Below are 26,498 nucleotides of genomic sequence, written 5' to 3'. Positions count from 1 at the left end.
TGCCCCAGGGCCCGGCCATCCCGGGCCTTGCACAACGCGCCGTTCTCAACTGACACTTTCTCTCTCTTTGCGTTCACATGGCAGTTTTTACCGCGGTCGGGCTGGGTGACCTCACCCAGTGGATCAAGCAGTTCCCTCTCGGCAACGCACTGGCGCTCAAAGGCATCGCCTCAGGCATTGAGAACAGCAACTTTTTCTTGACGACCGAGCGCGGTGAGTATGTGCTCACCATCTTCGAGAACCTCAGCTTCCAACAGCTTCCGTTTTACCTGAACCTGATGCGCCACCTGGCCTTGCGCGGCATTCCCGTGCCGGCGCCGGTGGCCAATGACCAGGGCGAACTGGTGGTGCCCTTGCAGGACAAGCCCGCGGCGATCGTCAGCAAGCTCGAAGGCAGTTCCCAGATGGCGCCGCTGCCGGCGCACTGCGCCGCCGTCGGCGCGATGCTGGCGCGAATGCACCTGGCCGGGCGCGACTTCCCGATGCAGCAACCGAACCTGCGCGGCCTCGACTGGTGGAACGAGACCACCCCGAAAGTCCTGCCCTACCTCGACGACGCCCGCGCCCACCTGCTGCGCGCCGAGATGCACTTCCAGGAAGCCTTCCATGGCTGCGCGCCTTACGCTGCGCTGCCGCGCGGCCCCGTGCATGCGGACCTGTTCCGCAATAACGTGATGTTCGTCGGCGAGCGGCTGACCGGCTTCTTCGATTTCTACTTTGCCGGCTGCGATACCTGGCTGTTCGACGTTGCCGTCACGGTCAACGACTGGTGCATCGACCTGAACAGCGGCGCGATCGACGTCGCGCGCGCCCGCGCCATGCTGGACGCCTACCACGCCGAGCGCCCGTTCACCCACGCCGAACACGCGTCGTGGCAGCCAATGCTGCGCGCCGCCGCGCTGCGCTTCTGGCTGTCGCGCCTGTTTGACTTCCACCAGCCGCGCGAGGCCGAAATGCTGACCCCGCACGACCCTGGCCATTTCGAGCGCATCCTGCGCGAACGTATCGCCACACCGGCACCGGAGCTGTTTCATGAATAAACTGCCAGCGCGCGAAGGCTGGACCTGGGTCAAGCAAGGCTTTGCCCTGTTCCGCAAGCAGCCGCTGGGCCTGGCCGCCCTGTTCTTCGGCTACCTGCTGGTAACCCTCGCCTTGGGCATGGTGCCGCTGGTCGGCAAACTCCTGTCGTACCTGCTGGTCCCGATGTTCACGGTCGCTTTCATGCAGGGCTGCGCCGATGCCGAGCAGGGAAAGCGCGTCCATCCGGGCCTGCTGCTGACAGGCTTCCGCTCGCCCGCCTTTGCATCCCTGATCAGGCTTGGCCTGGTCTACATGGCGCTGGCGGTGCTGGCCATTGTCGCTTCCGCGCTGGTCGACGGCGGCGTGTGGCTGCAGGTTTTGCTGCGCCAGGTCGAGCCGGATGCCGCGGAGACCAAGACCCGCGCGTTCGCCGCGGCGATCCTGTTTACCGCATTCGCCCAGCTCATCGGCTTCGTACTGCTGGCCTTCACCGGACCGCTGGTCCACTGGAAGCGCATGGGCGCAGGCAAGGCGGTGTTCTACAGTGTGGTGGGGATTGTTGGCGCGTTCAAACCATTCGTCGTTTTCGCGCTGTCGTGGTTCGGCATCAGCGCGATCATCGGACAGGTGGCGCACCTGATTTTCGGACGCACCGCGATGTTCCAGGCCGTGCTGATCCCGGTCTCGCTGATCTACACGATCGCGGCCTTCTGTTCCTTCTATGCGATCTACCGCAGCCTGTTCGGGGCGCCAGAGAGCGAAGCACGAATCGAAGAGATTCATCCCTGACGTCGTTCCCGCGCAGGCGGGAACCCAGGGTGAGCCGGCCCAGCATGGATTCCCGCCTGCGCGGGAACGACGGCTAGCGGGCGACCCGCTCCAGTTTGGCCACCGACAGGTCGAGCACCTTCATGCCCGCGCGTCCAAAATTGATCTGGGCGCGCGCATTGCCGCCGCTGCCCTCGATATTGACGATCACGCCTTCACCGAACTTGCTGTGCGAGACCGACTCGCCAATGCGCCAGCCCGGACCGCTGCTGGACTTCTGCGTGATCTGCTGGGCGATCTTGTTATCCGATCCGCCAGTGAACTTGGCGTCGTCCCACGCCGACTTCTTGTTGCCGAACCATTGCGCCTGCACGCGCGGCGACAACCACTTGAGCGCATCCTCCGGCAGTTCGTCGAAGAAGCGCGACTTCATGTTGTAGCGGGTCTGGCCATGCAGCATGCGCGTCTGGGTGAAACTCATATACAGGCGGCGGCGCGCGCGCGTGATCGCCACGTACATCAGGCGCCGTTCTTCGTCCACGCCATCCATCTCGCGCGAACTGCTCTCGTGCGGGAACAGGCCTTCTTCCAGGCCCGTGATGAATACCGCATCAAATTCCAGGCCCTTGGCCGAGTGCACCGTCATCAGTTGCAGCGCGTCCTGCCCTGCCTGCGCCTGCGCGTCGCCCGCCTCGAGCGACGCGTGCGACAGGAAGGCTGACAGCGGCGACATGACCGTCGACAGCGGCAGGTCGGCGTCGAGGATCTCGATGCCATCCTGGTTGACGATGGCGTCGCCGGCCTGCGCCTGCGCTTGCGGTCCGAGGTGGGCAGGCGCGCCCTGGCCGAAGCCTTCCTCCTGCACGAACTGGGTCGCCGCGTTGACCATCTGCTCCAGGTTTTCGATGCGGTCGGCGCCTTCTTTTTCGTTCTGGTAGTGCGTCAGCAGGCCGCTCGATTCGAGCACCACGCGCACCATCTCGGGCAGCGACAGCTGCTGCGTCTCGAAGCGCGCCCCTTCCACCAGGCGCACAAAGCTGTTCAGCGACGAACCGCCCTTGCCTGCCACGTAAGGCACCGCCGCATACAGCGACACGCCGTACTGGTCGGCCGCCGCCTGCAGCTGCTCGATGGTGCGCATGCCGATGCCGCGGGTCGGGAAGTTCACCACGCGCAGGAAAGCCGAATCGTTGTGCGGGTTGTCCATCAGCTGCAGGTAGGCGATGGCGTGCTTGACCTCGGCGCGCTGGAAGTAGCGCTGGCCGCCGTACACGGTGTACGGCAGGCCCGCCGCAAACAGCGCGTGTTCGATCACGCGCGACTGCGCGTTGGAGCGGTACAAAATCGCGATATCGCTGCGCGCCGCGCCTTCGGCCATCAGGCTCTTGGCTTCCTCGATGATCCACTGGGCTTCTTCGAGGTCCGACGACGCTTCATAGATGCGCACCGGCTCGCCGTGGCCGGCGTCGGTGCGCAGGTTTTTGCCGAGGCGCTTGCTGTTGTTGGCGATCAGGTGGTTGGCGCTGTCGAGGATGTGGCCGTGCGAGCGGTAGTTCTGCTCCAGCTTGATCAGGTTCTCGACCCGGAATTCGCGTTCGAAGGCGCTCATGTTGCCCACGTTCGCGCCGCGGAATGCGTAGATGCTCTGGTCGTCGTCACCGACGGCGAACAGCGCGCCGCCGTGGCGCTCGCCGTGGCCGGCCAGCAGTTTCAGCAGGCGGTACTGCAGGTCGTTGGTATCCTGGAACTCGTCGACGAGGATGTGGCGGAAGCGCGTCTGGTAATGCTCGCGCAAAGGCTGGTTGCGCGACAGGAGCTCGTAGCAGCGCAGCAGCAGCTCGGCGAAATCGACCACGCCTTCGCGCTGGCACTGCTGGTCGTACAGTTCATACAGCTCGACCATCTTGCGCTCGATCGGGTCGAACGCTTCGACCTGGCTGGCGCGCAGCCCCTGGTCCTTGGCGTTATTGATGAAGTACATCAGGTTCTTGGCCGGGTACTTTTCATCGTCGACGTTGTTCGCCTTGAGCAGGCGCTTGATCATCGACAGCTGGTCTTGCGAGTCGAGGATCTGGAAGGTCTGCGGCAGCGCCGCGTCGCGGTAGTGCGTGCGCAGCAGGCGGTTCGACAGGCCGTGGAAGGTACCGATCCACATCCCGCGCGTACTGATCGGCAGCATCGCCGACAAGCGCGTCAGCATCTCCTTGGCGGCCTTGTTGGTAAAGGTCACGGCCATGATCCCTGCCGGCGACACCTGCCCGGTCTGGATCAGCCACGCGATGCGGGTGGTCAGCACGCGCGTCTTGCCCGAACCGGCGCCCGCCAGGATCAGGGCGCTTTGCTGCGGCAGGGTGACGGCGGCGAGTTGTTCGGGATTGAGGTTGTGGAGGAGATTTTGCATCCCGTGATTATACCGGGCGGGGTGGTTTCCCGATGCCCGAATCGGCCCCGGTCCCGCGTTGGCAAATTGGCCATGCCAGCGCGCGACCGGGCGGGAATCAGCTTGCGCCCGAACCCGGGGCGGGCCTGGCCAGGCCGCGCGACATGGCTTCGTCGATCAGGCCGCGCACGGTCTTGCCGGCGGCGTGGCTCTCGGCTTCCATCTGCTTGCCGAGCGCGCCCATCTTCTTGCCGAGGGCGTCCATCGGGCGGCCGGCCTGCTCCATTTTCGCGCCGATCGCTTCCATTGGCTTGCTGGCCTTTTCGACCTGGCTGGCCTGCTGCTCGATCACCCTGGCGTGGGACTCCATCTCGCGCGAGAGTACTTCCATTTTTTCGCCCAGGCGCTGCATGTCGCGCGACAGGCTCTTGCGCTGCTCGTCCGTCGCGCCGTCCATCTTGCGGCCCAGCTTTTCCATCTCGCGGCCAAGCTTGTCCTGTTCGCCGCCCAGCGCTTGCATGTTGCGCTCGGCGTCGCGCATCGCGGCGCTGCGAGCGTTGACAGGCGCGACGGCCTCTATCTCGCGGCCCAGCGCTTCCATCACCTTGCCGTGCTTGTCCATCTCCTTGCCGTGCACGTCCATTTGCTTGCCGAGCCGGTCGAGCGGCTCCCATGCCTTGTGAACGCGGGCCATGATCCCGGCATCCTGCACGATGTAAGCCTTGCCATTCCGGTCCCGGAACCACAGGAAGTCGCCGCCCACCGCGCGTTTCGCGGCCTTCAGGTCGTTGAAATCGTCGCTGTGGCCATTCATGCTGGTGCCGCGGTCATCGGCCCGGACAATCGCGTAGGGCAGCTCGCCCGCCGCGCGGTGGACGCTCCATTTCTTTGGTGGCGGCGGCGGCGGGGCCGGTGGGGCCGGCGGCGCAGGTGGCGCAGGTGGCGCAGGTGGCGCAGGCGGGGCCGGCATGTCGGCCATCGATGGCGCAGGCGGCGCCGGCGGCTCGGGCGGCGTGGACTTGGCGTGGGCATAGAAGCCGGCAAAGGCCGCGGCCAGGCCGAGCGCGGGCAGCGCCATCTTCCAGTTAAGCGGTTCGGTATCCGGGCGTACCAGGCGTTTGATGCGTGACATAAGGTTTCCTCCGTGTGCCGCATGGGCGAGTTGAGGGATGGAGAACTGGAACTGGTCCAGTTCGGACAATGCAAGTGCCAGGCGCCGCGGTTCGCCAAGCATGCTTGCGGCTAAATCATCTGCAATCTGTTCGCGTTCAACGCGGATGCGGTTCGACAGCCACCACACGGTGGGGTGGTAGAACAGCACGATTTCGATCGCGCCCTGCACCAGGTTGACGAGGTAATCGTGGCGCCGGATATGCGCCAGCTCGTGCGCCAGCAGCGCTTCGAGCAGGTGCGGCGGCATGCCGGAAATGAGGGACGCGGGCACCAGCACCATCGGGCGCCACCAGCCCGCCGTCACGGGGCTATGGATATCGTCGGCCAGCCCGAGCACGACCTTGCGCGAGATGCCGAAGCCTTCGGCCATGCGGTCGAGGCGCGCCTGCCATGCCGGGTCGGCGCGGTGGTGGGCGCTGCTGGTCAGGCGCCGCACCCAGGCCAGGCCCACCATCATGCGCAGCGCCAGCAGCGCGGCGCCGCACGACCACAGCAGCACCACCAGCGGCAGGCGTGCCTGCAAGGCCTGCTCCCAGCCTGCCAGCCGCCCGGCGAGCGAGGCGGCGGGAATGATCGCGCCCGGCGCCGCCAGGGCTGGCAGCGCGGCGCCGTCCGCCAGCGGCAAAAAGGTCGAGTTCAGCGCCTGCGCGTCAGCGATACGCTGGACCACGCCCGACAGCGGCAGTGCCGCGCACAGCAGCAGCGCGGCGCAGGCGACGGCGTAGCGGGCTTGCGGCCGCGCGCCGCGCATGGCGGCGAGTACCAGCGCGGCGCCCCAGCCCACCAGCAAGCCCTGCCAGACGAAGTCGAGCAAGGCCCAGGCTAGCGCGGGCAGCAGCGCGCTCATCGTGTCACTCCCGGGGAAAGGCGGAACGTTGTCATGAAGTCTCCGTATCGTTGAATGTAGAATAAAATATCTAGATAAATTTGTCTAGAAGTTTTTTTCTACTTCGCGGCGGCGCGCGGCAGCCTCTATGGCGGGACTTTAGGCAGGGATGGCGGCGGGATCCAGCGACGTGCGACAGACGGCGGAAAAGTGGGAATGGGCTGGAGAAACCTTCGGTCAATGTGACCCGGGGTCTGTCCCCGGGTGACTAGCCGGCAGACATAGGTAACACTTGTCGGGAGAAATAGCTTACACAGATCGGTCCATCTTACTGCCCAAATCGGGGTCAGACCACAGTCATTTTGCTGCCCAATTCGGGGTCAGACCACAGTCATTTTGGAATATTCCAAAATGACTGTGGTCTGACCCCGATTTTGGAAAGACATGGAGGAAGACATGGGGTCTGTCCCCGCGGTCAGACCGGGTCACGTTGACCCCGGTTTTTTGAAGTTGTTGCTAAGGATGGCTTAGGCGCTGGCGTGGCCGAGCTGGTGCTGCTCCCAGAACGTGCGCAGCTGGTCGGTGAGCTTGAGCGGCACCAGCGGCTTGGGAATCACACCGATCGCGCCAACGTCGGCATAGCGCTCGATGTCGCTGGCGGTGGTCAGCCCGGTGACGAACAGCGCCGGCGTGTCGGCCAGGTGGGGCATGCTGCGCAGCCGCTCGAGCGTGGCCAGGCCGTCGAGCTCGGGCATCATGACGTCGAGCAGGATCAGGTCCGGCTGGAAGCCGCGCGCGGCGTACAGGGCTTCGTGGCCGGAGCTGCAGTCGCGCACCTCCAGCTTGCCGATCACTTCCAGCACCAGTTTCGCCGTGGTGCGTACGTGCAGGTCGTCTTCGACATAGAGGATCGATTTCAATGCTTGCTGGGTGTGGGCTGCGTTCATGTCAGTCTCCGGCGGACATATCGGTCGGCACGCCAAGCAGGCGTGAAATGGTGCTCCATAGCCGCCGTTGCGAGGTCCAGGGCTTGGGCAGGAAAGCGGCAATCGGTTCGCGCCATGCCGGCTCGCGCTGGGCATGCACCAGCACCGGCGTGGCCACGATCAGCGGCATCAGGCTTCCCGCATTGCCGTCCGGCAGTGCTGGATCGATGATGACCAAGGCAAAAATGTCGCGCCGGAGCAGGTGCTGCGCTTCAGCCAGCGTGGCGGCGTGGATGACATGCGCTTCCGGCATCAGCAGCGCGGTCAGCGCTTCCGCGCTTTCCACATCCTTGTCGACCAGCAGTACCCGCGGCACGCCGACTTCGCGGGCATCGTTGCAGGTGTCCGTTTCGGCGTCCGCTTCCGCCGCATCGGGCGTGTCGGCCGCGCCTACCATGCGCCGCACCTGCGGGGCGGTGCAGCGCGGCGCGGCGGGCGTGCGCCGCTGCAGGTGCGCGGCGCCAGTGCGGCCCCGGGCCGCAGCTGTTCTTGATTGAGGGGTTGCCGCTTTCATGCGACTCCTTTCTGGACGATCGATGGCCCTTGTCGAGCGCGGCGCAAAGCCGCGGCGCTGCCATGGGCAGGCGCGATAAACAAGTCGAGGGAACAATCGGCGGAGCTGGGCCGAGATGATAACTTCGGCCGCGAGGAAGGGGCGGCACTGGTGTTGCTGGCGGGCGGGTCAGGGCCTCGCGCGGGTCATAGGGACCACAAGGCAAGTGTACCGGAATTTAGCTCCAGAGAAACAAATTCCGGGAATATTTTTAACAATTGTCGCGATAAACCGACTCTATCGGCTATTTCGCCTTCAGGCGCGCCGCAAACCCGGCGTGCAAGCTATTTAAAGTTTCTTCGGCGGCCAGCAGCTGGTCGGCCACCTCGTTGATCTTGCGCCGGCTCGAGCGGGCGTGGTCGCGCAGCACCTCGAAGGCAGTGTTGCGGTCGGTCTGGAACTTACCCATCAGCAGCCCGACCGCCAGGCTGGTTTCGCGGCCGGCGGCCAGCGCGGCGTTCAGGTTGGTCTCGGTGCGGCGCAGCTGGCGGATTTCGTCGGCCCGCGCCAGCCCCGCTTCAAACGCCGCCATCAGGCGTTCGGCGTCGACCGGCTTGACCACGTAACCGACCGCCCCGTAGGCGGCCGCCTGCCTGGCCGAATCGGTGTCGCCAATGGCCGACAGGAACATGAACGGCACCGTGGTGAGCTCGTTAAGGTGGCGCGCCAGCTCCAGCCCCGACATGCCGGGCATGGTGATGTCGAGCAGCGCAAGGTCGGGCTCGCGCGCTTCGATCTGTGCGATGGCCTGCGCGCCCGACGATGCCGACACCGTGTCGTAACCGGCATGGCGCAGCACTTCGCCGATGAACTGCAGCAGGATTGGGTCGTCGTCGACAATCAGGATGCGGCGTTTGGCCGCGGGCGCGGTAGTCATCTTTTGGCAGTCCTAAATGTCAAAATGTGACATGAATTATACGGCGCCCCCCTGCTTTGCGCAGCTTTTCCGCTGTCCGGCGAACAGGACGTCGAACGCGCGCACCACCGCGCCCGGCACCTCGGCCGTATAAATGCTGCTGATCGCCGCGACCAGGTCGGCGCCCCGCCCCACCAGCGGCGCGGCGTTCGCCGGGGTCATGCCGCCGATGACCACCAGCGGCAGCGCGATCTCCGCCTTTGCCTGCGTAATGATGGCAGGATCGGTGCGGAAACTGTACTGCTTGACGCGCGACGGGTAAAAGCCGCCGAACGCCACATAGCTGGCGCCGTCGCGCTGGGCGGCGCGCGCCAGCGCCAGGTCGCCGTAGCAGGAAGCGCCGACGATCTTGCCAGGCCCGAGGATGCTGCGCGCCTGGGCGACCGATGCGTCGGTACCGCCGACATGCACGCCGTCCGCGTCGAGGGTCAGGCACAGCGCGATGTGGTCGTTGATGATCAAGGGGCGGTTATAGCGGCGGCACAGCGCCAGCAGCGCCGCGCCCTGCTCGCGCCGCAGCGACGGGCTGGCGCCCTTGTGGCGGTACTGCAGCATGGCGGCGCCGGCATGCAGCGCGGCGCGGGTGGTGTCGACCAGCTGGTCGGTGTCATCCCAGTCGGGTGTGACGAGGTAGAGTCCCTGGTGCATGGATAAAGTGTCCTTTAAATGGATGGGGCGCCGCGGTCCGGGATGCGCTGGCCGGGGCCAAGCGCAAATGACGATACGAGGGCGCCGTGGCAGTAGGCCTGGGCGCGCTGGAGCGCTTGCGCGAACGGCTCGCCCAGCGCCAGCCGGCCGGCGATGGCCGCCGACAGCGTGCAGCCGCTGCCGTGGAAGCTGCCCGCGAGGCGCGGCCACTTCCACTCGCGCGACTGGCCTTCGGTGTGCCAGCGGTTGACCACCATCTCGCCATCGCCGTGGCCGCCGGTGACCAGCAGGTGCGGAAAGCGCGCACCTGCCAGCGCGCGCGCCTCCGGCAGGTTCGGCACCACCACGGTAGCCAGCGCCAGCAAGGGGCCGATCGCCGCCATGGCGTCGCCGCACGACAAAGCGTCGCCATTGCCGCTGGCGAGCACCGGGTCGAGCACCAGCGGCAGCGCCGGCATGTCCTCGCGCAGCCTTAGGACCACCGCCGCAATCGCCTCGGCATTGGCGCGGCTGCCCGGTATGCCGACCTTGATGGCCTTGATGTCGCAGGACGCAGCGAGCACGCGCGCCTGGCGCCGCAGCAGGCCGGCGTCGACCGCGTCGACGTCGTAGACACGGTTGTGGTCCTGCACCGTCAGCGCCGTCACTACCGGCAGCGCGTGCGCACCCTGCGCGGCGATGGCCTGGATGTCGGCGGCGATGCCTGCGCCGCCGGACGGGTCGAGCCCGGAGAATACGAGGACGGCGGGCCGCATCACTGCAGCCGTCCGGCCATCGGCGACGACGGCGATGCGCTGAAGCGGCGCGGCATGCGCCCGGCAAGGAAGGCTTCGCGGCCGGCCTGCACCGCCAGGCGCATCGCGCGCGCCATGCGCACCGGGTCCTGCGCCAGCGCGATCGCGCTGTTCATCAGGACGCCGTCGCAGCCCAGCTCCATCGCGATGGCGGCGTCCGAGGCGGTGCCGACGCCGGCGTCCACCAGCACCGGCACCTTGGCCTGTTCGATAATCAGCGACAGGTTCCACGGGTTGAGGATGCCCATGCCGGAGCCGATCAGCGACGCCAGCGGCATCACGGCCACGCAGCCGATGCCTTCGAGCAGGCGCGCCTGCACCGGGTCGTCGCTGCAGTAGACCATGACGTCGAAGCCGTCGCGCACCAGCGTTTCAGCCGCGACCAGCGTTTCGGGCATGTTGGGGAACAGGCTTTTTTCGTCGCCCAGCACTTCCAGCTTGACCAGCTTGCGCCCGCCCAGCAGTTCACGCGCCATCTGCAGGGTGTAGACGGCGTCCTTCGCGTTGTAGCAGCCGGCGGTGTTGGGCAGGATGGTGTACTGGTCGGGAGGCAGCACGTCGAGCAGGCTGGGCGCATGCGGGTCCTGGCCGATGTTCACCCGGCGGATCGCCACCGTGACGATTTCCGCTGCGGCGGCGTCGGTGGCTTCGCGCGTCTGCGCCAGGTCGCGGTACTTGCCGCTGCCAACCAGCAGGCGCGAGCCATATTCAACGCCGGCGATAATCAATTTGTCTTGTGGGTTCATGGTGTGTTTGTCCTGTGATGGTGTCAGCCGCCGCCAATGGCGCGCACGATGTCGACCTTGTCGCCGGCGCCCAGGCGCCGCTCGGGCCACTGCTGGCGCGGCACGACCGTGCGGTTGACCGCCAGCGCCAGCGGCTGGCCAGCCAGTTCCAGTTGTCCGAGCAGCTCAAGCAAGGTGCAGCCCTCCGCGACCTCGCGTGGTTCGCCGTTGATGTCTATTAGGTTCACGGCGCCTCCTTCGGGTACAGCTGCGCGCCGCCCTTGACGAACTCGATCGCCTTTTCCTGCATGCCGCGGCTGGCGTAGTCGCGCACTTCCTGGGTGATCTTCATCGAGCAGAAATGCGGCCCGCACATCGAGCAGAAATGCGCCACCTTGGCCGAATCCTTCGGCAAGGTCTCGTCGTGGAAGGCGCGCGCCTTGTCGGGATCGAGTCCGAGGTTGAACTGGTCTTCCCAGCGGAACTCGAAGCGCGCCTTGGACAGCGCGTTGTCGCGCACCTGCGCGCCCGGGTGGCCCTTGGCCAGGTCGGCGGCGTGCGCGGCGATCTTGTAAGTGATGATGCCTTCCTTGACATCGTCCTTGTTGGGCAGGCCGAGGTGCTCCTTGGGCGTCACGTAGCACAGCATCGCGGTGCCGTACCAGCCGATCTGCGCCGCGCCGATGCCCGAGGTGATGTGGTCGTAGCCGGGCGCGATGTCGGTGGTCAGGGGGCCGAGCGTGTAGAACGGCGCTTCACCGCACTGCTCCAGCTGCAGGTCCATGTTTTCCTTAATGAGCTGCATCGGCACGTGGCCCGGCCCTTCGATCATGGTCTGCACGTCGTGCTTCCACGCGACCTGGGTCAGCTCGCCCAGCGTTTTCAGCTCGGCCAGCTGGGCTTCGTCGTTGGCGTCGTAGATGGAGCCCGGGCGCAGGCCGTCGCCAAGGCTGAACGAGACGTCGTAGGCCTTCATGATCTGGCAGATGTCCTCGAAGTGCGTGTACAGGAAGGACTCCTTGTGATGCGCCAGGCACCACTTGGCCATGATCGAGCCGCCGCGCGAGACGATGCCGGTCAGCCGGTTGGCCGTCATCGGCACATAGCGCAGCAGCACGCCGGCGTGGATCGTGAAGTAGTCGACGCCCTGCTCAGCCTGCTCGACCAGGGTGTCGCGGAAGATTTCCCAGGTCAGTTCCTCGGCCTTGCCGCCCACTTTTTCCAGCGCCTGGTAAATCGGCACCGTGCCGATCGGCACCGGGCTGTTGCGGATGATCCACTCGCGCGTCTCATGGATATGCTTGCCTGTCGACAGGTCCATCACGTTGTCGGCGCCCCAGCGGATTGCCCACGTCATCTTCTCGACTTCCTCGCCGATCGACGAGGTGACTGCCGAATTGCCGATGTTGGCGTTGATCTTCACGAGGAAGTTGCGGCCGATGATCATCGGCTCGATTTCGGGGTGGTTGATGTTGGCCGGAATGATCGCGCGCCCGCGCGCCACTTCCGAGCGTACGAACTCGGGCGTGATCTCGGCCGGGATGGCGGCGCCGAAGGACTGGCCGGGATGCTGGCGGCCAAGCAGCTCGGCGGTGCGGCGGCCCAGCGGACCGGCTTGTTCCAGGTGGGCCAGGTATTCCTTGCGGCGCAGGTTCTCGCGCAAGGCCACGAACTCCATTTCCGCCGTAATGATCCCGCGCCTGGCGTAGTGCATCTGGGTGACGTTGGCGCCAGGCAGGGCCCGGCGCGGCGCGCGCGCCAGCGCGAAGCGCATCTGGTCGAGCGTTGGATCGGCCAGGCGGGCGCGGCCAAAGTCCGAGCTCGGGCCGGCCAGCACTTCGGTGTCGCCGCGCCCGTGGATCCACGGCGCGCGCGGCGCAGCCAGGCCGCAGCGGATGTCGATGGCGGCGGCCGGGTCGGTGTAGGGGCCGGACGTGTCGTACAGGAAGATCGGCGGATTGCCTTCCCCTCCTGATGCCGACTGGCTCACCGAACGCATCGGCACGCGGATGTCGGGCCGGCTGCCCTCGATGTAGACCTTGGTGGAGTTGGGAAACGGCGCGATGGCGGCCTGGTCCACCGTGGCGGTGGCAGGGTCAAACTTTACTTGGGCGTTCATGTGGCTCCTTTGCGTGCAGGAGCCAGCAAAGGAGCGCCGGCCCGCCGCGCAGCGAGTGCCCGGCCGTGGTCGACATGCTTCCCTTCGCTGGCATTATCCAGATCAGGTTCAGAGGGTGTTTCTCACCCGCGCCTCGCGAAACAATGCGATTTGCAGGACCCCTAGCGTGTGCCGCCTTGCGGCAGCGCGGAAATTATAACTGTTGGCGACATGAACAACATGGTTTTTTCTGCACGGGTTGCCGACGAGGTCAAGCGCGGGACAGCAAACGCTACAAAAAATACAACAGCGCGTCTTATTGATGGGAGTACGATCGAGCCGTCGCAGCGATGCGGCCACAGCATTTTCCATACGCCCGGCGTAGCGCGCAGGCATGACATCCAGAGGGAGACTCACATGAATCAAATAAACATTGGGGTATCGACACTCACCGCGGCCGTTCGGCTGTGCCTGGCAACGCTGGCTGCCAGTGTCGCCGGGGCCGGCGCGGCTGCGGCCGCCGCGCCGGAGACGACGCGGGTGGTGGTTGCCTTCAAACCGGGCGCGGCGGCGCAGGTGAAGGCGGCGGTGGGCGCGGCGCGCGGCCGGGTCAAGCTCGATATCCCCGGCATGAACGCGGTCGCCGTCGAGATCCCGGCGATCGCCCTGCGCGGCTTGCGCAACAACCCGAACATCGAATTTGTGGAAGAGGACGTCAAGCGCTACCCGCTGGCACTCGCGACGCCGTCGAAGAAGCCTTACCTGTCAGGGCAATTGGTCCCGTACGGCATCAAGATGGTGCAGGCCGACCAGCTGCCCGACACCTACGCGGCCAACCGCATGGTGTGCATCATCGACTCGGGCTACGACCGCGCGCATGAGGATTTGTCAGGCAACACCGCCAGCGGCATCTACGACCGCGGCACCGGCTGGTGGTACACCGACGAAAACCACCACGGAACGCACGTGGCAGGCACGGTGGCCGCGATCAACAACAACGACACCGGGGTGGTGGGGGTTGCCGCAAACCGTCAATTGAAGCTGCACATCGTCAAGGTGTTCGGCGCAGACGGCTGGGCATACTCGTCGACTCTTGCAGCCGCCGCCAATCAGTGCGGCGACGCGGGCGCGAACGTGATCAGTATGTCGCTGGGCGGCGCGCGCCCGAGCCAGATCGAGATCCGCGCCTTTGCCGCGCTGGCTACCAAGGGCGTGCTGTCGGTGGCGGCGGCGGGCAACGACGGCAATTCCGCCATTTCCTATCCGGCCGGCTATCCGAGCGTGGTGATGGTGGGGGCGCTGGACGAGAACAAGGCATGGGCGGATTTTTCGCAGTTTAACAGCAAGGTTGAGCTGTCGGCGCCGGGGGTGAGCGTGCTGTCGACGGTGCCGATGGGCGGCGGCGCCGAAGCCGGCCTGACGGTTGGCCGTACCACCTACGCGCCAGGCACGATGGACGGATCGCCTAAGGCCAGCGCCAGCGCGCCGCTGGCCGATTTCGGGCTGGGCGACGCGATCAACACAGCAGTGTCGGGCAAGGTCTGCCTGATCTCGCGCGGGGCGATCGACTTCGCGACCAAGGTGTCGAACTGCCAGAGCAGCGGCGGGGTTGGCGCAGTGGTCTACAACAATGTCCCCGGCGGTTTCAACGGCACGCTCGGCACCACCGTCACATCGATCCCTTCGGTGACCGCCTCCGATACCGAGGGCGCATCGATGAAGGGGCAACTGGGCCAGCTGGCGACGGTATCGGTCAAGGGCGTCAACTACGCGTACTACGACGGCACCTCGATGGCAACGCCGCACGTGTCGGCGGTGGCGGCGCTGGTGTGGAGCTACTTCCCAAGCTGCACCGCCGCCCAGCTGCGCTCGTCACTGGGCAAGAGCGCGCAGGACCTGGGCAGCGCCGGGCGCGACGAGCGCTATGGCTATGGGCTGGTGCAGGCAAAAGCTGCGTATGACCGTATCAAAACCCTGGGATGCGGCAACTAAAACCTCCGCGACAACAAAAAAGGACGCTGCGGCGTCCTTTTTTTTCATTTAAATCGTTTCCTGACGGCTATAAATAGTATTTTATTAACATCTTAAGCTTGCCGGCGCAAAATAATATCACCGATTCTCTCCACGAACTTTTACCAAACGCAAAAACAAAAACTTTTTCGATGCAATACAACATGGTGCAGTGCACCCTGCTGAGTTCGATTGATTTTGCTTAAATTTTACAAATACACTGGCTTCATTGCTGTTCCATAAATGGTCGGCAAAGGTTCAACAAAACCACGCTTACGGGCCATCAGAGCCGCGGCGTACATAACTATTTTTTAATCGGAGAAGATTCATGATGCAAAGCAAGACTCGCATGTCCACCATCGCTTTCGCAGTCAAGATGGTCGTAGCAGCCACGGCAGTTGGCGTGATGGGTGCAGCTTCGGCAGCCGCCCCTGACACCACCCGCGTGATCGTCGCGTTCAAACCTGGTTCAAAAGCAAACGTCAAATCGGCCGTCGCTGCGGCTAAAGGTAGCGTCAAGCACGAAATCTTCGGCATGGACGCCATGGCGATCGAAGTGTCGGCAGCCGCGCTGAAAGGCCTGCAGAACAACCCGAACGTGCAGTACGTTGAAGAAGACGTCGTCCGCAAGCCGTTCGCGCTGACCTCGCCATCGACCGGCACCCCATACGCGAGTGGACAGCTGGTCCCTTACGGCATCAAGATGGTCCAGGCCGACATCCTGCCTGACACCAATGCAGCGAACCGCAAGGTTTGCATCATCGACTCCGGTATCAACCGCGACCACGAAGACCTGGTCGGCAATCCGATGGCTGGCGAATACGATTCCGGCACCGGCTGGTGGTACACCGACGAAAACTCGCACGGCACCCACGTGGCCGGCACCATCGCCGCAGTCAACAACGCCGGCACCGGCGTGGTCGGCGTGAACGCCAACAAAAAGCTGAACCTGCACATCGTTAAGGTGTTCAGCGCTTCGGGCTGGGCGTATTCGTCGACCCTGGCGTCGGCTGCCAACAAGTGCGGCGCCGCTGGCGCGAACGTCATCAGCATGTCGCTGGGCGGCGGCCGCAAGACCAAAACCGAAGAAAACGCCTTCATCTCGCTGCAATCGAAAGGCGTGCTGTCGATCGCCGCAGCTGGCAATGACGGCAACACCGTCATCTCCTACCCAGCCGGCTACAACAGCGTGATGATGGTTGGCGCCCTGGACGAGAACAAGGCATGGGCGACCTTCTCGCAGTACAACAGCCAGGTCGAAATCTCCGGCCCTGGTGTGGCAGTCCTGTCGACCGTTCCAATGGGCACCGGTTCCGAAGCAGTCCTGACCGTTGGCAGCACGACCTACGCGCCTGGCGCAATGGAAGGTTCGCCAGCGATCGTTCGCACCGGCGCACTGGCTGACTTCGGCATCGGCGACGCAGTCAACACCGCGGTATCGGGCAAGGTCTGCCTGATCGCACGCGGCACGATCGACTTCGCCACCAAGGTCTCGAACTGCCAGGCATCGGGCGGCGTCGGCGCGGTTGTGTACAACAACGTGGCCGGCGCCTTCGGCGGCACGCTGGGCACCACCGTGACCAACATCCCTTCGGTAACGGCAACCGACGTTGAAGGCGCAGCGATGAAGAACCAGCTGGGCCAGTCGGCAACCGTCGGCATCAAGGCTTCCAACTACGCTTACTTCGACGGTACCTCGATGGCTACCCCGCACGTATCGGCAGTGGCAGCCCTGGTGTGGAGCTACTTCCCAACCTGCACGGGCGCTCAGATCCGCAGCTCGCTCACCAAGAGCGCACAGGACCTGGGCCCGGTCGGCCGCGATACCAAGTACGGCTTCGGTCTTGTACAGGCCAAGGCGGCCCACGACCGCATCGCTTCGCTGGGTTGCGGTAACTAAGCTCCAGGCGGCATGAAAAAAGGACGCTTCGGCGTCCTTTTTTTTGCCCGCCGTCATTTGACGACATCCCTCCCTTATAATGGTTGTTTTCGCATACAACACTAGCCAAACCATGGAATTAGCCAAGTCTTTCGAGCCCGCCGACATTGAACAGTTCTGGCGCAACGAGTGGGAAAAGCGCGGGTACTTCACCGCCACCCTCGATGCCGACAAGCCATCGTTCAGCATCCAATTGCCGCCGCCGAACGTGACGGGCACCCTGCACATGGGCCATGCCTTCAACCAGACCATCATGGATGGCCTGACCCGCTACTACCGCATGCGCGGCTACAACACCGCCTGGATCCCGGGCACCGACCACGCCGGCATCGCCACCCAGATCGTCGTCGAACGCCAGCTGGACGCGCAGAAAATCTCGCGCCATGACCTTGGCCGCGACGAATTCATCAAGAAGGTCTGGGAGTGGAAGGAAAAGTCGGGCAACACGATCACCGGCCAGATGCGCCGCATGGGCACCTCGCCCGACTGGGCGCGCGAATACTTCACCATGGACGAGCCGCGTTCGAAAGTGGTGGCCGAGGTCTTCGTGCGCCTGTACGAACAGGGACTGATCTACCGCGGCAAGCGCCTGGTCAACTGGGACCCGGTGCTGGGCACGGCCGTGTCGGACCTGGAAGTGGTGTCGGAAGAAGAAGACGGCTCGATGTGGTACATCAAGTACCCGCTGGCCGATGGCAGCGGCCACATGACCGTGGCCACCACCCGTCCTGAAACCCTGCTGGGCGACGTCGCCGTCGCGGTCGATCCGACCGACGAGCGCTACATGGCGCTGCACGGCAAGATGCTGAAGCTGCCGCTGACGGGCCGCGAAATCCCCGTCATCGCCGACGACTACGCCGACAAGGCCTTCGGCAGCGGCTGCGTGAAGATCACCCCGGCCCACGACTTCAACGACTATGCGGTCGGCCAGCGCCACAAGCTGCCGATGATCTGCGTGCTGACCCTGGACGCAAAGATCAGCGACGAGGCGCCGGAAGCCTACCGCGGCATGGACCGTTTCGCCGCGCGCAAGCAGATCGTGGCCGACCTCGACGCCCAGGGCCTGCTGCAGGAAGTCAAGCCGCACAAGCTGCAAGTGCCGCGCGGCGACCGCACCGGCGTGGTCATCGAGCCGATGCTGACCGACCAGTGGTTCGTCGCCATGAGCAAGCCGGCGCCGGAAGGCACCCACTTCCCTGGCAAGTCGATCGCCGAAGTCGCGCTGGAAAAAGTCGCCGGCGGCGAAATCAAGTTCGTGCCGGAAAACTGGAGCAGCACCTACAACCAGTGGCTCAACAATATCCAGGACTGGTGCATCTCGCGCCAGCTGTGGTGGGGCCACCGCATCCCGGCGTGGTACGACGACGCCGGCAATATCTTTGTCGCCAAGACCGAAGAAGAAGCAAAAGCCAAGGCGCAGGCCGCTGGCGTCAGCGCGCCGCTGCGCCGCGACGACGACGTGCTCGACACCTGGTTCTCGTCGGCGCTGATCCCGTTCTCGACCATGGGCTGGCCGGAAGAAACGCCTGACATGAAGGCCTTCCTGCCGTCATCGGTGCTGGTGACCGGCTTCGACATCATCTTCTTCTGGGTTGCCCGGATGGTGATGATGACCACCCACTTCACCGGCAAGGTGCCATTCGAAACCGTGTACGTGCACGGCCTGGTGCGCGACTCCAGCGGCCAGAAGATGTCCAAGTCAAAGGGCAACACGCTCGACCCGATCGACCTGATCGACGGCATCGATGTCGAGACCCTGGTGGCCAAGCGCACCACCGGCCTGATGAACCCGCGCGACGCCGAAAAGATTGCCAAGGCCACCCGCAAGGAGTTCCCGGAAGGTATCGCTGCCTACGGCACCGACGCCTTGCGCTTCACCATGGCCAGCTACGCATCGCTGGGCCGCAACATCAATTTCGACCTGGGCCGCGCCGAAGGCTACCGCAACTTCTGCAACAAGATGTGGAACGCGACCCGCTTCGTGATGATGAATACCGAAGGCAAGGACTGCGCCGCCAGCGACGCCGACCTGTCGCAGGCCGACAAGTGGATCCTCTCGCTGATGCAGCGCGCCGAACTGGAAGTGGCCAAGGGCTTCGAGGACTACCGCTTCGACAACATCGCCGCGGCCATCTACAAGTTCGTGTGGGATGAGTACTGCGACTGGTACCTGGAAGTGGCCAAGGTCCAGGTCCAGCAAGGCAGCGACGGCCAGCAGCGCGCGACACGCAACACCCTGCTGCGCGTGCTGGAAGTGATCCTGCGCCTGGCCCACCCGATCGTGCCCTTCGTGACCGAAGCGCTGTGGCAGGCGGTCGCCCCGCTGGCTGGCAAGACCGTTGAGGGCAGCGGCGATTCGATCATGGTGCAGCCTTACCCGGTTGCCGATGAGAAGCTGATCGACGTAAAGGCCGAGGAATGGATGACGGAGCTGAAGGCGCTGACCGACGCCACCCGCAACCTGCGCGGCGAGATGCAGCTGGCGCCGTCGCTGCGCGTGCCGCTGATCGTCGAAGCGTCTGATGCCGCAGGCAAGGCGCGCATGCAGGGCTTCGCGCCGTACATCCAGTCGTTGGGCAAGTTGTCCGAGGTAAGCATCGTCGATGCGCTGCCGGAATCGCCTGCCGCGGTGTCGATCGTCGGCACCACCAAGCTGATGCTGAAGGTCGAGATCGATGTCAAGGCCGAACGCGAGCGCCTGTCCAAGGAAATCGCACGCATCGAGGGCGAGATCGCCAAGGTTAACGGCAAGCTGGGCAACGAGAGCTTCGTGGCGCGCGCGCCCGAGGCGGTTGTGGCTCAGGAGAAGGAACGCCTGGTCAATTTCACTGCCACCATCGACAAGCTGCGCGAGCAGTTCGGCAAGCTGCCGCAAGCATAAGCGACGCGGCTGAAGCCGAATGTAAAAGGGGCCACGCAACTGCTGGCCCCTTTTTTTGTGCTTCAATTCGCTCGTTTGGCGTGCCGGCTCAAATGGCGATCGAGCGCGTTGGCAAAATTGCGCTGGTCGGCCTGGTTGAATGGCGCTGGACCGCCGGTATCGACGCCATTCTGGCGCAGCTCTTCCATGAATTTGCGCATCGTCAGCATCTGCGCGATATTCGCCTCGGTATAGAACTCGCCGCGCGGGTTGAGGGCGAAGCCGCCCTTGGCAAGGACGTCGGCGGCCAGGGGAATGTCCCCGGTCACTACCAGGTCGCCCTCCGCCAGCAGGCGTACGATTTCCGCATCGGCCACGTCCGCGCCGTGCGGCACCTGCATCGACCGCACGAAGCGCGACCCCGGCACGCGCATCAACTTGTTGGCCACCAGGACAACCTCCATCTCGAGGCGCTCGGCCACGCGGTAAAGGATCTCCTTGATCACGCCAGGGCACGCGTCCGCATCCACCCAAATCTTCATCCTGCCGCCCTCTTCCATATCAGCTCGCGAGGTTATCCCACAGGTCGCCCGTCGGGCTGAGGCGCGGCGCGGCGACGCCGAAGTGCTGGTAGGCCGCCGGTGTCGCAACCCGTCCGCGCGGGGTGCGCTGCAGGTAACCCTGCTGGATCAGGTAGGGTTCGAGCACGTCCTCGATGGTGTCGGCCGCTTCTCCGATGGCCGCCGCCAGGTTGCCGATGCCAACCGGCCCGCCGCCAAACTTGAACAGCACCGCTTCGAGCAGCTTGCGGTCCATGACGTCGAAGCCCACCGAGTCGACGTCGAGCATGACCAAGGCGGCATCGGCCATCGCCTTGGTGATGTCGCCGGTACCCTTCACTTCCGCGTAATCGCGCACCCGGCGCAGCAGGCGGTTGGCGATACGCGGGGTGCCGCGCGCGCGCATCGCGATCTCATGCGCGCCGTCTTCCGTGATCGGGGCACCCAGCAGCGCCGCGCTGCGCGTGACGATGCGGGTCAGCTCGGTGGCGTTGTAGAACTCGAGCCGCGCGACGATGCCGAAGCGGTCGCGCAGCGGATTGGTCAGCATACCGGCGCGGGTGGTGGCGCCGACCAGCGTGAACGGCTGCAGGTCGATCTTGACCGAGCGCGCGGCCGGGCCCTCGCCGATCATCAGGTCGATCTGGTAGTCCTCCAGCGCCGGGTACAAAATTTCTTCGACGACCGGCGACAGGCGGTGGATCTCGTCGATGAACAGCACGTCGTTCGCTTCGAGGTTGGTCAGGATTGCGGCCAGGTCGCCCGGCCGTTCCAGCACCGGCCCGGAAGTCTGGCGCAGGTTAACGCCCATCTCGCGCGCGATGATGTGCGCCAGCGTGGTCTTGCCCAGGCCCGGGGGGCCGAACAGCAAGGTGTGGTCGAGCGCCTCGCCGCGCTTGCGCGCCGCCGAAATAAAGATCTCCAGCTGGTCGCGGATCTTCTCCTGGCCGACATATTCGTCGAGCTGCTTGGGGCGCAGCGCGCGCTCGATCGCCTCCTCGTTGGGCGAGGATGGCTTGGCGTCGATGATGCGCTGCTCGGTGAAATTGTCGGTCTGGATACTCATTGTTTAAGCTTTCGACAGCGCCTTGAGCGCGAACTTGATGCCGTCCGATACGCTGGCGCCGGCCGGCATGTTCTTCAGCGCGGCCGTGGCCTCCTTGTCAGAATACCCCAAAGCCAGCAGCGCGTTGAGGATGTCCGACTGGGTATCGTCGCGCGGCGCGCCGGCCACGGCGCCCACGTCGGCGCCGAGCTTGCCCTTCAGTTCCAGCAGCAGCCGTTCCGCGGTTTTCTTGCCGATGCCGGGCACTTTCACCAGCCGCCCTGCTTCTTGCAAGGTGACGGCCTGCGCCAGGTCGGTGATCGTCATGCCCGACAGGATGGACAGTGCGGTGCGCGCGCCGACGCCGCTGATCTTGATCAGCTGGCGGAACACGGCGCGCTCGTTGGCGTTGCCGAAGCCAAACAGCAAGTGGGCGTCTTCGCGGATCGCCTGATGGGTGAACAGGGTCACCTTATCGCCGACGTTGGGCAGGTTGTAGTAAGTGCTCATCGGCACGTCGACTTCATAGCCGACGCCATTGCAGTCGACCAGCAGTTGCGGCGGATTTTTTTCGAGCAGGATTCCGGAAATGCGGCCGATCATCGGGTGCCTTCTTTATGAGTTAGACCAGGCGCCCGCGCTTCATGCGCAGGCCGCCGAGGGAGGGTGCGAGCGACTGGATCAGCGCCAGCGCGTCAAAACTGTTGGCATGGCAGATGGCGACGCCGAGCGCGTCGGCTGCGTCCGAACCCGGCAGGCCGGGCAGCAGCAGCAGGCGCGAGACCATGTCCTGCACCTGCTCCTTGGCCGCCTTGCCGGTGCCGACCACGGCCTGCTTGACCTGCAGCGCGGTGTATTCCGCGACCGCCAGGTCGGAGCCGACCAGCGCAGTAATGGCCGCGCCGCGCGCCTGCCCAAGCAGCAAGGTCGATTGCGGATTGACGTTAACGAAGACTTTTTCGATCGCCGCGCAGTCGGGCCGGTAAGTGCGCACCACTTCGCCGATGCCGTTCAAAATGACTTTCAGGCGCGGCGGCAAGGCGCCGTCGCTGCCGGTCTTGATGGTGCCGGACGCGATGTAACGCAGCTTGCTGCCTTGCTTTTCGATGACGCCGAAGCCGGTCGTGCGCAGGCCTGGGTCAATACCTAAAATAATCATGACCGAATGTTATACCGGCCGGCAACGCTTGTGGGGAAATACTGTGTAAAAACACAGTTGTGGAGGCGAAATTGGGTTCCCGCCTTCGCGGGAACGACATCGCCGTCGTTCCCGCGAACGCGGGAACCCAATTAATGTGCTTAGTGACGGAAGTGGCGCGTGCCGGTGTACAGCATGACGACGCCGCGCTCATCGGCCGCATCGATCACTTCCTGGTCGCGCATCGAGCCGCCCGGATGGATGACACAGGTCGCGCCCGCATCCACGACCACGTCGAGGCCGTCGCGGAACGGGAAGAAGGCATCCGACGCCACTGCGGAGCCCGCCAGGCTCAGGCCGGCGTTCTGGGCCTTGATCGAGGCGATGCGGGCCGAATCGATACGGCTCATCTGGCCGGCGCCAACGCCGAGGGTCATGCCGTTGCCGCAGAAGACGATCGCGTTCGACTTGACGAACTTGGCCACGCGCCACGCAAACATCATGTCCTGCAACTGCTGCTGGGTTGGCTGCTTCTTGGTCACCACGCGCAGGTCGCCGAGGCCGACGTTTTTCGCGTCCGGCGATTGCACCAGCAGTCCGCCGCCGACGCGCTTGACGTCGTAAGGGTTCTGGCCATCGCCAAGCGCAATTTGCAGCAGGCGAACGTTTTGCTTGGCCGACATCGTCGCCAGTGCTTCCGCGGTGAACGATGGCGCGATCAGCACTTCGACGAACAGCTTGGCCAGCGCTTCGGCCGCCTTGCCGTCGACTTCGACATTAAAGGCAATGATGCCGCCGAAAGCCGAGGTCGGGTCGGTCTGCAATGCGCGGGTGTAGGCGTCCAGCGCATCGGTACCGATTGCCACGCCGCATGGGTTAGCGTGCTTGACGATCACGCAGCCGGCGCCCTGGCCGAGGCCACCCAGCGACTTAACGCATTCCCACGCGGCATCCGCGTCGGCGATGTTGTTGTACGACAGTTCCTTGCCTTGCAGCTGCTTGTAGGCAGCCAGCGATCCGGCGGCAGGCGCCAGGTCGCGGTAGAACGCGGCTGCCTGGTGCGGGTTTTCGCCGTAGCGCATGTCCTGCACTTTTTCAACGGTCATGTTGAGCGTCTGCGGGAAGCTGCTGCGGGTGGCGTGGGCCTTGTCGGCGCCCAGGCTGGTCAGGTAGTTGGTGATGGCGCCATCGTACTGCGCGGTATGCGCGAACACTTTCTTGGCGAGCATGAACTTGGTGTCGTAGCTGACCGGGCCGGCGGCAGCGCCCGTGCCCTTCATTTCCGCCAGCACCAGGCCGTAGTCGGCCGGGTCGCACACGACCACCACGTCCTTGTGGTTCTTGGCTGCCGAACGCAGCATGGTCGGGCCGCCGATGTCGATGTTCTCGATCGCATCTTCCAGGGTGCAGTCGTCTTTGGCCACGGTTTGCTGGAAGGGATACAGGTTGACCACCACCATGTCGATTTCCGGGATGTTGTGCTCGGAAAGCTTGGCGACATGCTCAGGGAAGTCGCGGCGCGCAAGGATGCCGCCGTGCACTTTCGGGTGCAGCGTCTTGACCCGGCCGTCGAGCATTTCCGGGAAACCGGTGTAATCGGCCACTTCCGTGACTGGCACACCGTTGTCTTGCAGCAGTTTCGCGGTGCCGCCGGTCGACAGGATGCTGACGCCGAGCGCGGACAGTGCGCGTGCGAAATCGAGCACGCCAGTCTTGTCGGAGACGGAAATGAGGGCTTGTTTGATCATGTGAGTGGCCTGGTTGTTGAGTATTCGGGGGTGCCAGCCATGACAATCGCGGGGAGGATGCCTGGCCCGCGCGGCGGCGCGAATGGCTCGCGCTCGCTAGCACGGCCACTCGGTGCTAAAGAGGTTTACAGCAGTCCGTGCTCTTGCAGTTTCTTGCGCAAGGTATTGCGGTTAATGCCAAGCATCTGGGCCGCGTGCGACTGGTTGCCTTCGGCGCGCGTCATCACCACTTCGAGGATCGGCTTTTCAACGGTCAACACGACCATGTCGTAAATGTTCGACGGTTGCTGTTCGCCCAGATCATTGAAATAGTCTTCAAGGCTCTTCTGGACAACTTCCTGGATGCTTTCTTTGCTCATGTTCGTGCTTTTCCTGCGTGTGATGTGTTTCCGCCCGCCGCTTTTGGCGCCGGGGTCCGCCCCATGGTTTTCTTTTTATGCTGCCAGCGCTTCGCTGGCGTCTTCGCCTGCGGAGGAAACGTCCGCGGGGCGGTATTGTAACCTCTCCCCGAGACTATGTTGCGATTCAAAAAATTTATCTACTGCCAATAACTGCTCGGATGTGGACTCGAGCCGGTTCATTTGCTGGCGGAAAATTTCGCCGCCCGGAAGATCCTGGACATACCAGCCGATGTGCTTGCGCGCCGTGCGCACGCCGACGAATTCGCCGTAGAAAGCGTAGTGCGCCTGCAGGTGCTCGCTCATCAGGCGGCGCACTTCGTCGACATAGGGGGCCGGCAGGTGCGTGCCGGTGCGCAGGTAATGATCGATTTCGCGGCAGATCCACGGGCGCCCTTGCGCCGCGCGGCCGATCATCACGGCGTCCGCGCCGGTGTAGTCGAGCACGTAACGGGCTTTTTCAGGCGTGGTGATGTCGCCATTGGCCACCACCGGAATACCAACGGATGCTTTTACTGCGGCAATCGTGTCGTATTCGGCATCGCCCTTGTAGCCGTCGGCGCGGGTGCGGCCATGCAAGGTCAGCATCTGGATGCCGGCCTGCTCGGCAATACGGGCGATGCGCAGCGCGTTCTTGTTTTCGCGGTTCCAGCCGGTACGGAATTTGAGGGTCACCGGCACGTCGACCGCCTGGACGACCGCATGCAAGATGCGCTCGACCAGGTCTTCGTGCTGCAGCAGCGCGGAACCGCACCAGCTGTTGCACACTTTTTTTACCGGGCAACCCATGTTGATGTCGATGATCTGGGCGCCGCGGTCGACGTTAAATTTGGCGCAGTCGGCCAGGTCCTGCGGGTCGGCGCCGGCGATCTGCACCGCCTTCGGCTCCATTTCACCCGCGTGGTCGGTGCGGCGCGAACTCTTTTCCGTTGCCCACAGGCGCGGATTGGACGCCGCCATTTCGGACACCGCATAGCCCGCGCCCAGCTCCTTGCACAGCTGGCGGAACGGACGATCCGTGACGCCGGCCATCGGGGCGACGAAGACGTTATTGCGCAGTATGTACGGTCCGATTTGCACTGGTCAGCAGAGAAAGAATTGCGGGAACCTTCTATTTTAACCGATTTACTGCTCAATTAATTAGCAGTTTTGTCGCCGGGCGGCGACGGAGCACTCTAAAAGTACGCTTGATCGGGCTTGCCTTATCAGCTAGGGCAGTTCATCCAGCGCACCCTGGCGCAGGTGCGCCACCTCGCCCCAGCTGTCGAGCACCAGCTTTCCTTGCGCGACGGTAAAGCGGTTAATGCTCGCGTTCATGACCTTGAAGGTGCGCGGCGTTTCCAGCGACAGGCCGAGCGCGGCCCGGTAGGCGCATTCGAGCACGCCGCCGTGGGCCACTACGGCCACGGTGCCGCCAGGATGCCTGTGGGCCCAGGCAAGGATGCCGGCGATGGAGCGCTGGTAGAACTGGCGGAAGGTTTCGGCGCGGCGTTCGCCGTCCGGGACCATCGAATCGACATCGCGGGCCTGCCAGGCGGCAAATTCGGCCGGGTAGCGCTGTTCAATGTCAGCGTAGAGCAAGCCTTCGAAGGCGCCATAGCAGCGTTCGCGCAGCGCGGGATCGGTCTGGACCGCGATGCCGTGGATGCCGGCGACGGCCAGCGCGGTCTGGAGCGCGCGTTGCAGGTCGCTCGAGACGACGGCATCGAAGCGTTCGCTCGCCAGGGCGCCGGCCAGCGCATCGGCCTGGCGCTCTCCTTCGGTATTCAGGGCGATGTCGATGTGGCCTTGCAAGCGGCGTTCGGCGTTCCAGGCGGTTTCGCCGTGGCGGATCAGGATGATGCGGGTTGGTGGCATTGAATGCTATCGGTAAGGCATGATTCCCGCCTTCGCGGGAACGACGGCGGAGCGGG

Annotated in this window: 23 protein-coding genes and 1 riboswitch; of the genes, 5 read left to right on the top strand and 18 right to left on the bottom strand. The window is 64.5% G+C overall.

Annotated elements, in window-relative coordinates:
• Positions 1–77: 77 nt before the first annotated feature.
• Both LMJ30_RS01570 and LMJ30_RS01565 read left to right on the top strand, forming a co-directional pair.
• Entirely contained in the window at positions 78–1,040 is a 963-nt protein-coding gene (locus tag LMJ30_RS01570; RefSeq protein WP_229430581.1) for a homoserine kinase, read from the top strand.
• Positions 1,033–1,809 (top strand): BPSS1780 family membrane protein, encoded by a 777-nt coding sequence (locus LMJ30_RS01565; protein WP_229430580.1) that lies wholly within the window; start codon positions 1,033–1,035, stop codon positions 1,807–1,809. The genes LMJ30_RS01570 and LMJ30_RS01565 overlap by 8 nt, the downstream gene beginning before the upstream one ends.
• Before the next feature lie 73 nt (positions 1,810–1,882).
• Here LMJ30_RS01565 and LMJ30_RS01560 read toward each other — a convergent pair whose 3' ends face one another.
• The 10 genes from LMJ30_RS01560 to thiC form a co-directional block, all read right to left on the bottom strand.
• Positions 1,883–4,189 (bottom strand): UvrD-helicase domain-containing protein, encoded by a 2,307-nt coding sequence (locus LMJ30_RS01560; protein ID WP_229430579.1) that lies wholly within the window; start codon positions 4,187–4,189, stop codon positions 1,883–1,885.
• A gap of 97 nt (positions 4,190–4,286) precedes the next feature.
• Positions 4,287–6,188: a M56 family metallopeptidase gene (locus LMJ30_RS01555; protein WP_229430578.1), complete on the bottom strand. Its 1,902-nt coding sequence runs from the start codon at positions 6,186–6,188 to the stop codon at positions 4,287–4,289.
• A 506-nt stretch (positions 6,189–6,694) separates the two neighbouring features.
• On the bottom strand, positions 6,695–7,114 hold the full coding sequence (locus LMJ30_RS01550; RefSeq protein ID WP_229430577.1) for a response regulator: 420 nt from the start codon (positions 7,112–7,114) through the stop codon (positions 6,695–6,697).
• A 1-nt stretch (position 7,115) separates the two neighbouring features.
• Positions 7,116–7,667, bottom strand: a complete 552-nt coding sequence (locus tag LMJ30_RS01545; RefSeq protein WP_229430576.1) for a DNA-binding transcriptional response regulator — start codon at positions 7,665–7,667, stop codon at positions 7,116–7,118.
• Positions 7,668–7,950: 283 nt separating this feature from the next.
• Entirely contained in the window at positions 7,951–8,583 is a 633-nt protein-coding gene (locus tag LMJ30_RS01540) for an ANTAR domain-containing response regulator (protein ID WP_229430575.1), read from the bottom strand.
• 36 nt (positions 8,584–8,619) lie between these two features.
• On the bottom strand, positions 8,620–9,270 hold the full coding sequence (gene thiE / locus LMJ30_RS01535; RefSeq protein WP_229430574.1) for a thiamine phosphate synthase: 651 nt from the start codon (positions 9,268–9,270) through the stop codon (positions 8,620–8,622).
• Between the two features lie 14 nt (positions 9,271–9,284).
• Positions 9,285–10,025: a bifunctional hydroxymethylpyrimidine kinase/phosphomethylpyrimidine kinase gene (thiD, locus tag LMJ30_RS01530; protein ID WP_229431043.1), complete on the bottom strand. Its 741-nt coding sequence runs from the start codon at positions 10,023–10,025 to the stop codon at positions 9,285–9,287.
• Positions 10,025–10,810 (bottom strand): thiazole synthase, encoded by a 786-nt coding sequence (locus LMJ30_RS01525; protein ID WP_229430573.1) that lies wholly within the window; start codon positions 10,808–10,810, stop codon positions 10,025–10,027. Before LMJ30_RS01525 ends, thiD begins: the two co-directional genes overlap by 1 nt.
• Before the next feature lie 23 nt (positions 10,811–10,833).
• Positions 10,834–11,037, bottom strand: coding sequence for a sulfur carrier protein ThiS (gene thiS, locus LMJ30_RS01520; protein ID WP_229430572.1), 204 nt, complete (start codon positions 11,035–11,037; stop codon positions 10,834–10,836).
• Positions 11,034–12,908 (bottom strand): phosphomethylpyrimidine synthase ThiC, encoded by a 1,875-nt coding sequence (gene thiC / locus LMJ30_RS01515; protein ID WP_229430571.1) that lies wholly within the window; start codon positions 12,906–12,908, stop codon positions 11,034–11,036. The genes thiS and thiC overlap by 4 nt, the downstream gene beginning before the upstream one ends.
• Positions 12,909–12,970: 62 nt before the next feature.
• Positions 12,971–13,081: riboswitch (TPP riboswitch) on the bottom strand.
• A gap of 223 nt (positions 13,082–13,304) precedes the next feature.
• Between thiC and LMJ30_RS01510 the strand changes: the two genes are divergently transcribed.
• The 3 genes from LMJ30_RS01510 (at position 13,305) to LMJ30_RS01500 (ending at position 19,717) form a co-directional block, all read left to right on the top strand.
• Positions 13,305–14,879 (top strand): S8 family serine peptidase, encoded by a 1,575-nt coding sequence (locus LMJ30_RS01510; protein WP_229430570.1) that lies wholly within the window; start codon positions 13,305–13,307, stop codon positions 14,877–14,879.
• Positions 14,880–15,246: 367 nt separating this feature from the next.
• Complete coding sequence (locus LMJ30_RS01505) at positions 15,247–16,797, top strand: S8 family serine peptidase (protein ID WP_229430569.1); 1,551 nt, start codon at positions 15,247–15,249, stop codon at positions 16,795–16,797.
• Positions 16,798–16,909: 112 nt separating this feature from the next.
• Positions 16,910–19,717 carry a valine--tRNA ligase gene (locus LMJ30_RS01500; protein ID WP_229430568.1) on the top strand — a complete coding sequence of 936 codons (2,808 nt, stop codon included), beginning with the start codon at positions 16,910–16,912 and terminating at the stop codon, positions 19,715–19,717.
• 62 nt (positions 19,718–19,779) lie between these two features.
• Here the strand turns inward: LMJ30_RS01500 and LMJ30_RS01495 are convergent, their stop codons facing one another.
• From LMJ30_RS01495 to LMJ30_RS01460, 8 genes are all read right to left on the bottom strand, one after another.
• Positions 19,780–20,238 (bottom strand): YaiI/YqxD family protein, encoded by a 459-nt coding sequence (locus LMJ30_RS01495; RefSeq protein WP_229430567.1) that lies wholly within the window; start codon positions 20,236–20,238, stop codon positions 19,780–19,782.
• A gap of 19 nt (positions 20,239–20,257) precedes the next feature.
• Positions 20,258–21,322, bottom strand: coding sequence for a Holliday junction branch migration DNA helicase RuvB (gene ruvB / locus LMJ30_RS01490; RefSeq protein WP_229430566.1), 1,065 nt, complete (start codon positions 21,320–21,322; stop codon positions 20,258–20,260).
• A gap of 3 nt (positions 21,323–21,325) precedes the next feature.
• The gene (gene ruvA / locus LMJ30_RS01485; RefSeq protein WP_229430565.1) at positions 21,326–21,904 is read right to left on the bottom strand and encodes a Holliday junction branch migration protein RuvA; all 579 of its coding nucleotides are present in this window, start codon (positions 21,902–21,904) and stop codon (positions 21,326–21,328) included.
• A gap of 19 nt (positions 21,905–21,923) precedes the next feature.
• Entirely contained in the window at positions 21,924–22,460 is a 537-nt protein-coding gene (gene ruvC, locus LMJ30_RS01480; protein WP_229430564.1) for a crossover junction endodeoxyribonuclease RuvC, read from the bottom strand.
• A gap of 140 nt (positions 22,461–22,600) precedes the next feature.
• Positions 22,601–24,187 carry a bifunctional phosphoribosylaminoimidazolecarboxamide formyltransferase/IMP cyclohydrolase gene (purH, locus tag LMJ30_RS01475; RefSeq protein WP_229430563.1) on the bottom strand — a complete coding sequence of 529 codons (1,587 nt, stop codon included), beginning with the start codon at positions 24,185–24,187 and terminating at the stop codon, positions 22,601–22,603.
• 125 nt (positions 24,188–24,312) lie between these two features.
• Complete coding sequence (locus LMJ30_RS01470; RefSeq protein ID WP_119811262.1) at positions 24,313–24,546, bottom strand: helix-turn-helix domain-containing protein; 234 nt, start codon at positions 24,544–24,546, stop codon at positions 24,313–24,315.
• A gap of 75 nt (positions 24,547–24,621) precedes the next feature.
• The gene (dusB, locus tag LMJ30_RS01465; RefSeq protein WP_229430562.1) at positions 24,622–25,665 is read right to left on the bottom strand and encodes a tRNA dihydrouridine synthase DusB; all 1,044 of its coding nucleotides are present in this window, start codon (positions 25,663–25,665) and stop codon (positions 24,622–24,624) included.
• 129 nt (positions 25,666–25,794) lie between these two features.
• Positions 25,795–26,442, bottom strand: coding sequence for a histidine phosphatase family protein (locus LMJ30_RS01460; RefSeq protein ID WP_229430561.1), 648 nt, complete (start codon positions 26,440–26,442; stop codon positions 25,795–25,797).
• Between the last annotated feature and the right edge of the window lie 56 nt (positions 26,443–26,498).

Source organism: Massilia agrisoli (genome assembly GCF_020831365.1).
Classification (GTDB): Bacteria; Pseudomonadota; Gammaproteobacteria; order Burkholderiales; family Burkholderiaceae_D; genus Telluria_A; species Telluria_A agrisoli.
Note: the sequence above shows the minus strand (reverse complement) of the source record. Positions and strands in the feature narration are given on the sequence as shown.